This is a genomic window from Streptomyces sp. CB02414 (genome assembly GCF_001905385.1).
Lineage (GTDB): Bacteria > Actinomycetota > Actinomycetes > Streptomycetales > Streptomycetaceae > Streptomyces.
In genome coordinates, this window is sequence record NZ_LIPF01000006.1 from 361887 (window position 1) to 375927 (window position 14041).

Consider the following 14041-nt stretch of genomic DNA (forward strand, 5'->3'; position numbering starts at 1 on the left):
CGCCGTCGGCCGTACGCACGCGAAAGGGTGCCGCCCGTGAATGGTCCGCTGATCGTCCAGTCCGACAAGACCCTGCTCCTCGAGGTCGACCACGAGCAGGCCGCCGACTGCCGTCGGGCCATCGCGCCCTTCGCCGAACTGGAGCGGGCGCCGGAGCACATCCACACCTACCGGGTGACCCCGCTGGGCCTGTGGAACGCGCGGGCGGCGGGCCACGACGCCGAGCAGGTCGTCGACGCGCTCGTCGAGTACAGCCGCTACCCGGTGCCGCACGCGCTGCTCGTCGACATCGCCGAGACGATGGACCGCTACGGCCGCCTCACCCTCTCCAAGCATCCGGCGCACGGTCTGGTCCTGACGACCACCGACCGGCCGGTGCTGGAGGAGGTCCTGAAGTCGAAGCGGATCGCGCCGCTGGTCGGCGCCCGCATCGACCCCGACACGGTGGCCGTGCACCCCTCCGAGCGCGGCCAGATCAAGCAGACGCTGCTGAAGCTCGGCTGGCCCGCCGAGGACCTCGCCGGGTACGTCGACGGCGAGGCGCACCCGATCGAGCTGGCGGAGGACGGCTGGGCGCTGCGCCCGTACCAGAAGCAGGCGGTGGAGAACTTCTGGCACGGCGGCAGCGGTGTCGTCGTGCTCCCCTGCGGCGCGGGCAAGACGCTGGTCGGCGCCGGTTCGATGGCGCAGGCGAAGTCGACGACGCTGATCCTGGTCACCAACACGGTCTCCGCCCGGCAGTGGAAGCACGAGCTGGTCAAGCGCACCTCGCTGACCGAGGACGAGATCGGCGAGTACAGCGGGACCCGGAAGGAGATCCGTCCGGTCACCATCGCCACGTACCAGGTGCTGACGACGCGGCGGAAGGGCGTCTACCCGCACCTGGAGCTGTTCGACTCCCGGGACTGGGGGCTGATCGTCTACGACGAGGTGCATCTGCTGCCGGCGCCGGTCTTCAAGTTCACCGCGGACCTCCAGGCCCGCCGCCGCCTCGGCCTGACCGCGACCCTCGTCCGGGAGGACGGCCGCGAGTCGGACGTGTTCTCCCTCATCGGGCCCAAGCGCTTCGACGCGCCGTGGAAGGAGATCGAGGCGCAGGGCTACATCGCGCCCGCCGACTGCGTGGAGGTCCGGGTCAACCTCACCGACTCCGAGCGGCTCGCGTACGCCACCGCCGAGGCGGAGGAGAAGTACCGGTTCTGCGCGACGACCGACACCAAGCGGAAGGTGACGGAGGCGATCGTGCGGCGTTTCGCCGGGCAGCAGATCCTCGTCATCGGCCAGTACATCGACCAGCTGGACGAGCTGGGCGAGCACCTGGGCGCGCCGGTCATCAAGGGCGACACGTCCAACGCCCAGCGGGAGAAGCTCTTCGAGTCCTTCCGGCAGGGCGAGATCAGCGTGCTGGTCGTGTCGAAGGTCGCGAACTTCTCGATCGACCTGCCGGAGGCGACGGTCGCGATCCAGGTGTCGGGCACCTTCGGGTCGCGGCAGGAGGAGGCGCAGCGCCTGGGCCGGGTGCTGCGGCCGAAGTCCGACGGCCACCAGGCGCACTTCTACTCGGTCGTCGCCCGCGACACCCTCGACCAGGACTTCGCCGCCCACCGCCAGCGCTTCCTGGCGGAACAGGGCTACGCGTACCGGATCATGGACGCGGACGACATCCTCGGCTGAGGCTCGGACTCGGTCTCAGCGGCGGCGGACGCCGGCCTCCTCGCCGTACTCGCCGAGGATGACGACGTCGAAGGCGGCACCCGCGAACACCCGCACGGCGCGCACGGCGTCGCCGAGCCGGTGCCGGTGGCTGCCGGCCACGGGCGTGGCACCGGACGCGCGGCCCGGTGCCGGGGCGGGGGAGATGGTTGCTGCACTCATGTCTCCATGGTGCGACTGCCCACCCCCGACCGGCATCGGTCTGCGGGCCCAATCCCCGGCCCCCCGCGCTACGACCGTGGAGGGAGCGCGTCCCCCGAGAGCGGGAGGCGCGAACCCCTAGGGGTCGGAAAACCGTTGGCCCGTGTCCCGGCCGCTCCCCTAGAATCTCCGCTCTTGCCCGCCTCCCCACGGAGCGCCGCCGACCGGACGGAAACCGGCCGGCCCCGCGGCGCGCGGAACCGCGCCCACCACACCGCAGGTCGTACCGCAGGTCATCCGGAGGCACTCCCTTGTCCACGCCCGTCCACGACGATCCCCTGTCCAAAGAGCGCTCCCACCTCGCCGCCTCACGCTCCGCCCTGCGGGCGATGAGGGAGGACGTCGAGTCCCTCGACATCACCGACGTCACCGCGAACTGGGTCAACGCCGCCGTGCTGGAGAGCCAGATCGAGGAGCGCATCAAAGCGCTGGCCGACCTGAGCGAGACCCCGCTGTTCTTCGGGCGGCTCGACTACCTGCACTCCCCCGGCGCCGAGCAGGCCGAGGGCGCGGAGGGGGAACGCTTCTACGTCGGACGCCGGCACGTGCACGACGCGGACGGCGACCCGATGGTGATCGACTGGCGGGCGCCGGTCTCGCAGGCGTTCTACCAGGCGTCGAAGAAGAACCCGCTGGACGTCGCCCTGCGCCGCCGCTTCGGCTACACCGGCGGCGACCTCACGGCGTACGAGGACGAGCACCTGTCGGACCCGGCCGAGGCCGAGACCACCAGCAAGCTGCTCCAGCAGGAGATCGAGCGGCCCCGCGTCGGTCCGATGCGGGACATCGTGGCGACCATCCAGCCCGAGCAGGACGAGATCGTGCGCGCCGGGCTGGCCGGGTCGGTCTGCGTGCAGGGCGGCCCCGGCACCGGCAAGACCGCCGTGGGCCTGCACCGGGTCGCCTACCTCCTCTACGCCCACCGCGAGCGCCTGGCCCGCACCGGCACCCTCGTCATCGGCCCGAACCGCTCCTTCCTGCACTACATCGAGCAGGTCCTCCCGGCGCTGGGCGAGCTGACGGTCCGCCAGGCCACGGTCGACGACCTGGTGGCGCACGTCGAGGTGCGCGGCGGCGACGAGGCGGCGACGGCGGTGATCAAGGGTGACGCGCGGATGGCGCGGGTGCTGCGGCGCGCCCTGTACGCGCACGTCACCCTGCCCACCGAGGGCGTCGTCGTGGTGCGCGGCTCGCGGCGCTGGCGGGTGGCGGCGCACGAGCTGGAGGAGATCGTCCGCGAGCTGCTCGCCCGCGACATCCGCTACGGCGCCGCCCGCGAGGCCCTTCCGCAGCGCGTCGCGCACGCCGTGCTGGTGCAGATGGAACGGGCGGGTGAGGCGCCGGACGACCGGGTGCAGAACGCGGTGGCGCGCAACGCCGCCGTGAAGGCGGTGGTGAAGAGTGTCTGGCCGCAGGTCGACCCCGCCAAGCTCGTCCTGCGCCTGCTGACCGACGCGGACTTCCTCGCCGAGCACGCGGACGGCGTCCTCACCGAGGAGGAGCAGAAGGCGGTGCTGTGGGTGAAGCCGGCCCGCTCGGTGAAGTCGGCCAAGTGGTCGCCCGCCGACGCCGTGCTCATCGACGAGGCCACCGACCTGATCGAGCGCACCCACTCCCTCGGGCACGTCGTCCTCGACGAGGCGCAGGACCTCTCCCCCATGCAGTACCGCGCGGTGGGCCGGCGCTGCACGACCGGCTCGGTGACCGTTCTCGGCGACCTGGCGCAGGGCACGACTCCGTGGGCGACCCGCGGCTGGGCCGAGGCGCTGGCCCACCTGGGCAAGGACGGGGCGGTGGTCGAGGAGCTGACGGCCGGTTTCCGCGTGCCGACGGACGTGATCGCCTACGCGTCCCGGCTGCTGCCGCACATCGCGCCGGGGCTGACGCCGGTGGCGTCGATCCGTGAGAACCCGGGGTTCTTCGACGTCCGGGGGACGGACGCCGGCACGGCGAACGTGGTGCGAGCCTGCGCCGAGCTGCTGGAGCGGGAGGGCTCGGTCGGCCTGATCGCCGCCGACGCGCGGGTGCCGGAGCTGGCGGCGGCCCTCGGGTCGGCGGGCATCGGCTTCGTCCGCCCCGGCGAGGAGACCACCCGCGCCACCCGCCTGACCCTGGTCCCGGCCTCGCTGGCCAAGGGCCTGGAGTACGACTACGTGGTCCTGGACGAGCCGCGCGCGGTGGTCGACGGCGAACCGGACGAGCGGACGGGGCTGCGGCGGCTGTACGTCTGCCTGACCCGCGCGGTGTCGGGCCTGATCGTGACCCACGGGGCGGGCCTGCCACCACAGCTGGCAGCGTAACCTCGGGCGTCTGACGAGTGCTGACCGCGCCGGCGCTGGGGGGGGGGTGGGTGACGCGGCCCGGCGCTGGCCGGGTGCCGCCGCGTCCACCCGTGCCGCCCCAGGCGGCACGACTGCCCGCGGTTACGCGCGATCAGCCTCCCAGCACCCGCCGCCACTCCCCGACCGCCTCCGCCGAAACCGGCCCGCCCCACCCGGAGGGCCGCGCCGCCCCGCCGATGTGGAACCCGTCGATCCCCGCCTCCAGCAGACCCGGCACGTGCTCCAGCCGCAGCCCGCCGCCCACCAGCAGCTGCTGCTCGTACCCCGGCTCCCCCCGCCGCCGCGCCTCCGCGAGCAGCACGTTCAGCCCGTCGTCCACCCCGCCGGCCGCCCCGGCCGTCAGGTACGTGTCCAGTCCGGGGAAGTCCGCGAGCTGCTTGCGCAGGGCGTCCCGGTTCGCGGCGCGGTCGATCGCGCGGTGGAAGGTCCACCGGCACCCCTCCAGCGCCCCGGCGACCCGCTCCACCGCCCCGAGATCGACGTCACCGTCCGCGTCGAGGAACCCGAGCACGAACTCCGTCGCCCCGGCCTCCCGCATCCGCCCGGCGACTGTCACCAGCCGCTCGACGTCCCCGGCCGCGAAGCCGTCCGCCAGTCGCAGCATCACCCGCAGGTCGATGTCGACGGCGGCGCGGATCGCGGCGACGGTCCCGGCCGACGGGGTGAGTCCGTCGGCCGCCATGTCGGTGACCAGTTCGAGGCGATCCGCGCCTCCGGCCTGGGCGGCGACCGCGTCCTCGACGTCGAGGGCGATCACCTCCAGGACTGCACGCTTGCTCATGGGACCCCATTCGTCGGCCTGCTACAGGTCTAGTCCAATCCAAGACTACGCCCCATAGGCAGGCCAGGGCTCCCCGACGCCGCCACCCGGCGCCGCTCAGCCGTCCAGCCGCCGGAAGAGGTTCAGCTCCTCCGCCTCCACCCCGGCCAGCTCGTAGCCGTTGCCGTCCTCGACCGCCCGGCCCGCGTACAGCCGCACCAGCGTCGGCGCGTCCCCGATGAACCGCCCCGGCGGCCGCTCACCGCTCGCGCCGCCCAGCTTCAGCGGTTCGTCCACGTCGTCGAGGTCGGCGTGCAGCGGCACGTGGCCGCGGTCGCGGGTGAGCGTGCCCAGCAGCGCCAGCGCCTCCGGCAGCCCGGGCCCCGCGTACGCGCCCGGCTCGCCGAGGGCCACCCGTACGTCACCCGCGTGCACCCACTCGCCCAGCGCCAGCAGGTCCAGGGCGCCGCCCGCGCGGCCGATCACCGGACCGGCCTCGGTCATGCCGCGTTCCAGCTCGTCGAGGACCCGGGCGTTGGTCCAGTCGGCGCGTTCGGCGATGTCGCGGTCGTTGGACTCGGGCGAGAAGACGCCGGCCTCGAAACGGTTCTCCACCGTCCGCATCAGCGCCGAGGAGCAGTGCGCCAGCACGTCCCGCACGGTCCAGCCGGGACACGCGGCCACCGGCACCGCGAAGTCGCCGTCCGTCCGGGACCGCATCAGCGGCACCAGTGCGTCCCGCTCGATGGCCAGCAGCCGTCCGGGCCGCTCGGGGTCGCGTACGTCGTGCACGTCAGCAGGAGTCGTCATGGCTCCACGTTAGGGGCCGCGACCGTCCCGCGGTCAGGGTGCCGTCAGGTCGTTCAGTTCGGCGTCGAACAGCAGCGCCGGGTCGAAGGACATGCCGGTGAAGTGACCGGCCAGCTCCAGGGACAGCACGCCGTGCAGCCGGGTCCAGAAGGACAGCGCCCGGCGCAGGGCCGCGGGGGGAGCCGGATGCCCGTCCGCCCACTGCCGGTGGCCTTCGAGGTGCGCGTCGAAGGCCGCCGTCCCGTCACCCTCGTACGGCAGCGTGGCGCAGGCGTCGAGGATGACGGCCATGGTCTCGGAGGCGATCCCGGTGACGTCGGCGGGCGCGTGGTAGCCCGGCACGGGGGTGCCGAAGACCAGGAAGTACCGCTGGGGGTCGGCCAGCGCCCACGCGCGCATGGCGTGCGCCAGCCCGGCCAGGTCGGCGCCGGACGCGGCGGACGCCCGGAAGGTGTCGGCGAGGCTCCGGTAGGCGTCCGTGACGAGTTCGGTGATCAGCTCGTCGCGGCCGGCGAAGTACCGGTAGAGCGCGGGCCCGCTCATCCCCATCCGCTTGGCGATCGCGTTGAGGGAGAGCGCGGAGGCACCGGCCGTGGCGATCTGCTCCCGCGCGTGCTCCTTGATCTCCGCACGCACCTGGGCGCGGTAGCGCTCGCGCGGGGTCTCGGTGCGCGCCTGCGTCATGGTCCGCCGCCTTCTCCGGTACAGAGTCAAGATTCAGTTAGAGGCTATCACCGCAGTCGCTCGCCTCCCCGTTGCGACAATGGGCCCATGGCCGACGACCTCGACGCCCTGCGCGCCCGCTGGCTGCGTGCCCTGCTCCCGGCACGCGACGGTGCCTGCCACCCCCATCCGTACCCGTACGCCGACAACCTGCTCGCCCGCTGGCAGGAGCCGCAGCGGCGCTACCACACGCTCGCGCACCTCACGGCGGTCCTCGACCACATCGACGTACTGGAGGAGTACGCCGACGACCCGGCCGTGGTGCGCCTCGCCGCCTGGTTCCACGACGCGGTCTACCTCCCCGACCGGTCCACCAACGAGGAACGCTCGGCCCGCCTCGCCGAGCGCGCCCTGCCCGAGGCCGGCGTCCCGGCGGACAGGACCGCCGAGGTGGCCCGCCTGGTCCGCCTCACCGTCACCCACGCCCCGGCCGAGGACGACCACGACGGCCAGGTGCTCTGCGACGCCGACCTGGCGGTCCTCGCCTCACCGCCGTCGGCGTACGCCGCGTACACGGCGGCCGTGCGGCAGGAGTACCACTTCGTCCCGGACGACGCCTTCCGCGAGGGCCGCGCCGCGATCCTGCGCCAACTCCTCGACCTGCCCACCCTCTTCCACACCCCGCACGGCCGCCGCGAATGGGAGGCGACCGCCCGCTACAACCTCACCGGCGAGCTGGAAATGCTGTCGCCCGGCGAGGAGACCGCCCCGTAGCCTGCCCCACATGCTGACCTTGGGCGGGGAACAGGTGGAAGAGGCCGTCGCGGACGCCGTGGCGCTGCTGCGTACGGCGACGGACCGGGACTGGACGGCGGTGCGGGCCGGCCGGCTGGAGTGGGACTGCCGGCAGACGGCCGAGCACATCGCGGGGGACCTCATCGCCTACGCGGGCCAGCTCGCCGGACGCGCCGCGCAGGCGTACGTCCCCTTCGAGATCACCCTCGACGACGGCACCGACAACGCAGGCGCCCTGCACGTCGTCGAGACGACCGGCGCCCTGCTCGCCGCCACCCTCCGCACCACCCCGCGCGAGGTCCGCGCCTTCCACCCGTACCCCTTCCGCAGCGCGAACCGCGAGGGCTTCGCCGCGATGGGGATCACCGAGGTACTGCTCCACACGCACGACATCGCCGAGGGCCTGGGCCTCGCCTACGAGCCGCCCGCCCGGCTCTGCACGGACGTCCTCACCCGGCTCTTCCCGCACGTCCGCCCCGGCACCGACCCCTGGCGCACCCTGCTGTGGGCCACCGGCCGCGGTGACCTGCCCGGACGCCCGGCGGTCACCGAGTGGCGCTGGCGCAACAACCTGGTGATCGACGCCGAACGCCTCACCCTCCAGGGGGTCACCCCCGCCGCGGCCGCCGACCTGGCCGCGGGCGGAGACGGCGGCTTCGCGTGGGTCGAGGGCGGCCCGTACCAGGGCACCCGGGACGCCGCCGGGATGCTGCTGAAGGCGTACGAGGCGGGCGTGCACCGGCCGGAGTGGGGCGTGTTCGTGCTCGTGCGCCGCGAGGACGGCCGCGCGGTCGGCGGCATGGGCTTCCACGCGGCGCCGGACGAGGACGGCCGGGTGGAGGTCGGCTACGACCTCGCCCAGTCCGCCCGCGGTCACGGCTACGCCACCGAGGCCCTGCGTGTGCTCGCCGCGTGGGCGCTGGCCCGGGAGGAGGTGACGTCCGTGTTCGCGACGACCGAGCCGGACAACACCGCCTCGCAGGCCGTGATCACCCGCGCCGGTTTCCGCCGGGTCACCGGGGAGGACACCGAGCAGTACGCCTACGAACTGCGCGGCTGACCGGCGCCCTTGCGCCGGCGCAGTCCCGCCCCGTGCAGCAGCCGCACCACCTCGCGGCTGCTGACCTCCAGCGCACCGGCGGACACCGCGTCGGCGTACCGCTGGGCGGGGATGTCGTAGTGGTCGCGTTCGAAGGCGCGGCGCGGCACACCCAGCCGCTCGGCGAACGCGTGCAGTTCGGTGTAGGAGACGTCGCTGACCAGGTGCGACCACATGCGGCCGTGGCCCGGCCAGGTCGGCGGATCGATGTAGACGGTCACTGTGGCGTCCCCGGCGCGCTCACGACGGCAGCGGGCCGCCGCCGGCCTCGCCCAGCGAACCGACGGCCGCGACCTTCACCCCCGCCTTGCCGCACACCCAGTGCGGGTCGGGGCCCAGCTCCGGTTCGACGTCCAGCGCGTGCGGGTCGCCGGAGCCGCACACCGGGCACAGCGGCCACCGTCCGTACCGCTCCAGCAGGGCGTCCTGCACGTCCTGCGCGACCAGCCCGGCCACGAACTCGACGCCCTCGGGCCACTGCTCGACCCACCAACGGCGTTGGACGACGGACTCCTCGACCAGCGACACGACGTCCGGCTCGGCGACCTGGCCGGCCACCAGGTCGGCGAGCACCAGGGCGCGCGCGGCGTGCAGCGCCTGCTCCAGGGGGCTGATGGGGTCCATGCACCCATTGTGCGCACTCTTGACCCACGGACCGAAACGAAAATATCTTTCATGAGTGACCGATGACGTGAAGGAAACTTTCGCCTCTCCTCCCGCTCCCGGCGCACTGGCGGCCAAGGTGCGCACGCTGGCACCGTCGATGACCCGTTCCATGCAGCGGGTCGCCGAGGCCGTCGCGGGCGACCCGGCGGGCTGCGCGGCCCTCACGGTCACCGGACTCGCCGAGCTCACCGGCACCAGCGAGGCCACGGTCGTACGCACCGCCCGGCTGCTCGGCTACCCCGGCTACCGGGACCTGCGCCTCGCCCTCGCCGGTCTCGCCGCCCAGCAGCAGTCCGGCCGCGCGCCCGCCATCACCACCGACATCGCGGTCGACGACCCGATCGCCGACGTCGTGGCCAAGCTCGCCTACGACGAGCAGCAGACCCTCGCCGACACGGCGGCCGGACTGGACACCGTCCAGCTCGGCGCGGCGGTCACCGCGATCGCGGCCGCCCGCCGCACCGACGTGTACGGCATCGGCGCGTCCGGGCTGGTCGCCCAGGACCTCACACAGAAGCTGCTGCGCATAGGGCTGATAGCCCACGCGCCCGGCGATCCGCACCTCGCCGTCACCAACGCGGTGCAGTTGCGGGCCGGGGACGTCGCCATCGCGATCACGCACTCCGGGTCGACCGGGGACGTGATCGAGCCGCTGCGGGCCGCCTTCGAACGCGGCGCGACGACCGTCGCCGTCACCGGGCGGCCGGACAGCCCCGTCACGCAGTACGCCGACCATGTACTGACCACGTCGACGTCGCGGGAGAGCGAGTTGCGGCCGGCGGCGATGTCGTCGCGGACGAGTCAGTTGCTGGTGGTGGACTGTCTGTTCGTGGGGGTGGCGCAGCGGACGTATGAGGCGGCGGCGCCTGCGCTGGCGGCTTCTTACGAGGCGTTGGCTCATCGGCATGGGGTGCGCGGGAGACCGTAGGGGTTGTTCGCCGTGCGCGACTGCGGGTTCGTTGTGGCTGGTCGCGCAGTTCCCCGCGCCCCTAGGTAAGTACAGGTACCGAAGTGGAAAAGAGCGGCTTCCTCATGACTGCAACCCCTCACCACCCCGATCTCCGCTCCCAGTTGGAGACGCTGACCACTGAGGCCTTCCGGCCCGAGCTGGCCGAGATCGACCAGTCACCGACTCTCGAGATCGCCCGCGTCATGAACGGCGAGGACACCTCCGTCCCCGCCGCCGTCGCCGAGCGGCTGCCGGAGATCGCCGCCGCCGTGGACGCCATCGCCGCCCGGATGACGCGCGGCGGGCGGCTGATCTACGCGGGCGCCGGTACCGCCGGCCGGCTCGGGGTGCTGGACGCCTCGGAGTGCCCGCCCACCTTCAACACCGCCCCAGGGCAGGTCGTCGGCCTCATCGCGGGCGGCCCGGAGGCCATGGTGACCTCCGTCGAGGGCGCCGAGGACTCCGCCGAGCTGGCCCGAGCCGACCTCGACGCCCTCGGTCTCACCGCCGACGACTCGGTGGTCGGCGTCTCCGCGTCCGGCCGCACGCCCTACGCCGTCGGCGCCGTCGAGCACGCCCGCGCCCACGGTGCCCTGACCGTCGGGCTGGCCTGCAACGGCGGCAGCGCCCTGGCCGCCGCCGCCGAGCACGGCATCGAGGTCGTCACCGGGCCCGAGCTGATCACCGGCTCGACCCGCCTGAAGGCCGGTACGGCGCAGAAGCTGGTCCTCAACATGCTGTCGACGATCACGATGATCCGCCTCGGCAAGACGTACGGGAACCTGATGGTGGACGTCCGCGCCTCCAACGAGAAGCTGCGCGCCCGCTCCCGCCGCATCGTCGCCCTCGCCACCGGCGCCGCCGACGACGAGATCGAGCGGGCTCTCACCGCGACCGACGGCGAGGTCAAGCACGCCATCCTGACCCTGCTGGCCGATGTGGACGGCCCGACGGCCGCCCGCCTTCTGGAGGACTCCGGCGGCCACCTGCGTGCCGCGCTGGCGGCGACGCAGGGCTGACCGCACCCTCGGGGAGTGATCAAGGACCCCCACTCCACGGCCGTCGCCCTCCTCCCCCTGGTCGGCGGCGCCGCCAACGTCACCTCCGTCGCCCACTGCATGACCCGCCTGCGCCTGGGCCTGGCCGACCGCTCCCAGGTGGACGACGAGGCGCTGCGGGCGCTGCCCGGCGTGCTCGGGGTGGTGGAGGACGGTGAGTCGTACCAGGTCGTGCTGGGCCCGGGAGTGGTCGGCCGGGTGACGGAGGCCTTCGAGGCCCTACTGGCGACGGACGACACGGCGGACGCCCTCGCCCGGCGCGGCGCCATGCTGAAGGCGCGGCAGAAGGCCCGCAACGCCACCCCGCTCAAGACGGCCCTGCGCCGCGTCGCGAACATCTTCGTCCCCCTCATCCCCGCCCTCATCGGCTGCGGCATCGTCGCGGGCCTCGCGGGCCTGCTGACGAACCTGCGCTGGCTCCCCGGCCTCACCCCCGCCCTGACCGCCCTCTCCGCCGCCTTCATGGCGCTGATCGCGGTGTTCGTCGGCCACAACACGGCGAAGGAGTTCGGCGGCACGCCCGTGCTGGGCGGCGCGGTGGCCGCCGTCGTCGTCTACCCGGGCGTGGCGAAGGTGACCGCCTTCGGGGCGGCCCTCGCCCCCGGCCAGGGCGGCGTCCTCGGCGCACTGGCGGCCGCCCTGCTCGCCACCCGCGTCGAGAAGTGGTGCCGCGCCCGCCTCCCCGGCACCCTGGACGTCCTGCTCACCCCCACCCTCACCGTCCTGGTCTCCGGCCTGGTCACCCTCTACGTCCTCATGTACGCGGCCGGCGAGGTCGCCACGGCCATCGGCACGGCGGCGAACTGGCTCCTGACGACCACCGGCGCCCTGGCCGGCCTGATCCTCGGCGGCCTCTTCCTCCCCCTGGTGATGCTGGGCCTCCACCAGGCCCTCATCCCCATCCACACGACCCTCATCGAGCAGCAGGGCCACACCGTCCTGCTCCCCATCCTGGCCATGGCGGGCGCGGGCCAGGTCGGCGCGGCGGCTGCGGTCTACGTCCGTCTGCGCCACGACACCTCCCTCCGTACGACGATCAGATCAGCGCTCCCGGCCGGTCTCCTCGGCGTCGGTGAACCCCTGATCTACGGCGTCTCCCTCCCCCTCGGCCGCCCCTTCCTCACCGCCTGCGTGGGCGGCGCGGCGGGCGGCGCCTTCGTCGGCCTGTTCGCGATGCTCGGCACGGACGTGGGGGCGACGGCGATCGGCCCGTCCGGCTGGGCGCTGTTCCCGCTCCTCGCGGGCGGCGGCGGCTGGGCGGTGACGGCGGGGGTGTACGGCGGCGGGCTGCTCACCGGGTACGCGGTCGGCTTCCTGGCCACGTACTTCTTCGGTCTTCCCGACGGCGCCGCCCGCCCCGTGTGCGACCCTGAGAAACATGAACCACGCCCAGCTGACCGCCCTGGGCCGCGCCCTGCGTCTCCTCGGTGAGCACGGCGAGGCCCTGGGCACCGACACCCCCGACGCCAAACTGCACGAGGTCCGCGCGGACCTGAAGCGGGCACTCGACCTGCTGGATGAGAGCGTCGAGTCGGCGGCCCCCAGCACCCGCTGCCCCGAGCACCCGAACGGCCCGGTCGACAAGGCCGCCCCCGACCTGTGCCTCCTCTGCGAGACCCGCCGCCGCTCCGCCCGCCGCGCCGAGTACAACGGCGGCCCGCTCCCCGCCCGGCCCGCCACCGAGCCGGTCCAGTCCCGCTACGGCGTCCGGGGCGACCGGCCGCAGCCGCAGCAGCGCTGGCTGCCCGAGCTGTGGAACGGCCAGACGTGGCAGCTGTGCGGCACCCCGCGCCGCGACCGCCGCGAGGCCGAGCAGTACATCGCGGCCCAACTGCGGACGCCGCGCGCGGCGATGGCGTACCGGCTGGTCCACGAATTCACGGACTACGAGGTGCTGCGGGTGTGGGGGACGCCGGTACGGGTGGACATCGAGCCGATGGGCGGCCTCTGAGCCATGGTGAGACGGAACGACCAGCGCCGTGCCGCCCTCGTCGACGCGGCCATCGAAGTGCTGGCGGCGGAGGGCGCCCGAGGCCTGACCTTCCGGGCGGTGGACACGGCCGCCGCCGTCCCGGCCGGCACCGCGTCCAACTACTTCGCCAACCGCGACGACCTGCTCACCCAGGCCGGCGCCCGCGTCTACGAACGCCTCCACCCCGACGACGCCACCATCGCCCGCCAGCGCACGGCGGGCCGCGACCGTGACACCTACGTCGCCCTGATGCGCGAACTCGTCGACCGCATCGCCTCGTTCCGCACCGGTTACCTCGCCCTGCTGGAGCTCCGTCTGGAGGCCACCCGCCGCCCCGGCCTGCGCGCCGTCCTCACCGAACGCGTCCGCGCCGACGTCGCCGCCAACGTCTCTTACCACGAGGCGTCCGGCCTCCCCGGCGACGCGACGGCCGTCAAGCTGCTGTACCTCGCCCTGAACTGGCTGATCGTCGAACAGCTCACGCTGCCGGACGTCTTCTCCCAGGAGGAACGGGACGAGTTGGTGGCCGCCGCCGTCGAGCGCATCGTGGCGCCGGACAGCCTCTACCCCCGCACACTGTCCTGATTGGTCCTGCGCAGCCGGGCCCGCATCAGCTCACCCTGCTGCGCGGCCGCCAGCGACACGACCGGACAGTCCCACTCACGGCCCCCACCGACCGGCCGCAGCCGTACGTCACGCCCGTCGTGCGCCACCACCTCCCCCACACGCCCGTCCCGCGCGTCCACGGCATGCGTACCGACCGCCGGCCGCTCACCCCTCACCACCGACGCCAGGCGCTCCGCGACCCGCACGTTGCAACGCCCCAGCTCGACCAGCGCGAACGGCTCCTCACTCGCCCCCGTCACCGGATCGACGCACAGGGACGGCAACACGATGCCCGCGCCCACGAGGGCCTGTCGCAAGGTCTCGACGACTTCTTCGGTCGACCGCACGCTTCCTCACCTCCACGCTGAGTTTGTGATTCGCCACACAGCGTGTCCGTTCCGGTTCTA

16 protein-coding genes are annotated in these 14041 nt (G+C 73.5%); 9 read left to right on the forward strand and 7 right to left on the reverse strand.

The genetic code is table 11. The features are described 5' to 3' along the window. The first annotated feature begins 36 nt into the window (after positions 1 to 36). Positions 37 to 1674 carry a DNA repair helicase XPB gene (locus tag AMK11_RS21500; protein ID WP_073729629.1) on the forward strand — a complete coding sequence of 546 codons (1638 nt, stop codon included), beginning with the start codon at positions 37 to 39 and terminating at the stop codon, positions 1672 to 1674. A 15-nt stretch (positions 1675 to 1689) separates the two neighbouring features. On the opposite strand, the gene AMK11_RS21505 is transcribed toward AMK11_RS21500, so the two are convergent. Then, on the reverse strand, positions 1690 to 1875 hold the full coding sequence (locus tag AMK11_RS21505; protein ID WP_007390268.1) for a hypothetical protein: 186 nt from the start codon (positions 1873 to 1875) through the stop codon (positions 1690 to 1692). Between the two features lie 290 nt (positions 1876 to 2165). Between AMK11_RS21505 and AMK11_RS21510 the strand changes: the two genes are divergently transcribed. Next, positions 2166 to 4214: a HelD family protein gene (locus tag AMK11_RS21510; protein ID WP_073729630.1), complete on the forward strand. Its 2049-nt coding sequence runs from the start codon at positions 2166 to 2168 to the stop codon at positions 4212 to 4214. Positions 4215 to 4347: 133 nt separating this feature from the next. Here AMK11_RS21510 and AMK11_RS21515 read toward each other — a convergent pair whose 3' ends face one another. The 3 genes from AMK11_RS21515 to AMK11_RS21525 form a co-directional block, all read right to left on the reverse strand. Beyond that, positions 4348 to 5037: a copper homeostasis protein CutC gene (locus AMK11_RS21515; protein WP_073729631.1), complete on the reverse strand. Its 690-nt coding sequence runs from the start codon at positions 5035 to 5037 to the stop codon at positions 4348 to 4350. A gap of 96 nt (positions 5038 to 5133) precedes the next feature. Next, positions 5134 to 5826 (reverse strand): maleylpyruvate isomerase family mycothiol-dependent enzyme, encoded by a 693-nt coding sequence (locus AMK11_RS21520; protein WP_073729632.1) that lies wholly within the window; start codon positions 5824 to 5826, stop codon positions 5134 to 5136. A 33-nt stretch (positions 5827 to 5859) separates the two neighbouring features. Beyond that, positions 5860 to 6510: a TetR/AcrR family transcriptional regulator gene (locus tag AMK11_RS21525; protein WP_073729633.1), complete on the reverse strand. Its 651-nt coding sequence runs from the start codon at positions 6508 to 6510 to the stop codon at positions 5860 to 5862. A gap of 87 nt (positions 6511 to 6597) precedes the next feature. Between AMK11_RS21525 and AMK11_RS21530 the strand changes: the two genes are divergently transcribed. Together AMK11_RS21530 and AMK11_RS21535 are read left to right on the forward strand one after the other, a co-directional pair. Beyond that, positions 6598 to 7263 (forward strand): HD domain-containing protein, encoded by a 666-nt coding sequence (locus AMK11_RS21530; protein ID WP_073729634.1) that lies wholly within the window; start codon positions 6598 to 6600, stop codon positions 7261 to 7263. Positions 7264 to 7273: 10 nt separating this feature from the next. Continuing rightward, positions 7274 to 8344, forward strand: coding sequence for a GNAT family N-acetyltransferase (locus tag AMK11_RS21535; protein ID WP_079187590.1), 1071 nt, complete (start codon positions 7274 to 7276; stop codon positions 8342 to 8344). On the opposite strand, the gene AMK11_RS21540 is transcribed toward AMK11_RS21535, so the two are convergent. Both AMK11_RS21540 and AMK11_RS21545 read right to left on the reverse strand, forming a co-directional pair. Beyond that, a complete protein-coding gene (locus AMK11_RS21540; RefSeq protein ID WP_073729635.1) occupies positions 8326 to 8604 on the reverse strand; it encodes a DUF4031 domain-containing protein in 279 nt (92 codons plus the stop codon). The genes AMK11_RS21535 and AMK11_RS21540 overlap by 19 nt on opposite strands. A gap of 19 nt (positions 8605 to 8623) precedes the next feature. Beyond that, a complete protein-coding gene (locus AMK11_RS21545; protein WP_073729636.1) occupies positions 8624 to 9007 on the reverse strand; it encodes a hypothetical protein in 384 nt (127 codons plus the stop codon). A 55-nt stretch (positions 9008 to 9062) separates the two neighbouring features. On the opposite strand from AMK11_RS21545, the gene AMK11_RS21550 reads away from it, so the two are divergent. The 5 genes from AMK11_RS21550 to AMK11_RS21570 all read left to right on the forward strand — a co-directional run bounded on the left by AMK11_RS21550 (position 9063) and on the right by AMK11_RS21570 (position 13613). Beyond that, positions 9063 to 9977: a MurR/RpiR family transcriptional regulator gene (locus tag AMK11_RS21550; protein WP_073729637.1), complete on the forward strand. Its 915-nt coding sequence runs from the start codon at positions 9063 to 9065 to the stop codon at positions 9975 to 9977. A 104-nt stretch (positions 9978 to 10081) separates the two neighbouring features. Further along, positions 10082 to 11017, forward strand: a complete 936-nt coding sequence (gene murQ / locus AMK11_RS21555) for an N-acetylmuramic acid 6-phosphate etherase (RefSeq protein WP_073729819.1) — start codon at positions 10082 to 10084, stop codon at positions 11015 to 11017. Between the two features lie 15 nt (positions 11018 to 11032). Further along, entirely contained in the window at positions 11033 to 12487 is a 1455-nt protein-coding gene (locus AMK11_RS21560) for a PTS transporter subunit EIIC (protein ID WP_073729638.1), read from the forward strand. Then, a complete protein-coding gene (locus AMK11_RS21565; protein WP_073729639.1) occupies positions 12435 to 13007 on the forward strand; it encodes a hypothetical protein in 573 nt (190 codons plus the stop codon). Before AMK11_RS21560 ends, AMK11_RS21565 begins: the two co-directional genes overlap by 53 nt. A 3-nt stretch (positions 13008 to 13010) precedes the next feature. Next, on the forward strand, positions 13011 to 13613 hold the full coding sequence (locus AMK11_RS21570; RefSeq protein ID WP_073729640.1) for a TetR/AcrR family transcriptional regulator: 603 nt from the start codon (positions 13011 to 13013) through the stop codon (positions 13611 to 13613). Here the strand turns inward: AMK11_RS21570 and AMK11_RS21575 are convergent. Next, a complete protein-coding gene (locus tag AMK11_RS21575) occupies positions 13592 to 13981 on the reverse strand; it encodes a hypothetical protein (protein ID WP_073729641.1) in 390 nt (129 codons plus the stop codon). The two genes, AMK11_RS21570 and AMK11_RS21575, sit on opposite strands and share 22 nt — an antisense overlap. Positions 13982 to 14041: the final 60 nt, after the last annotated feature.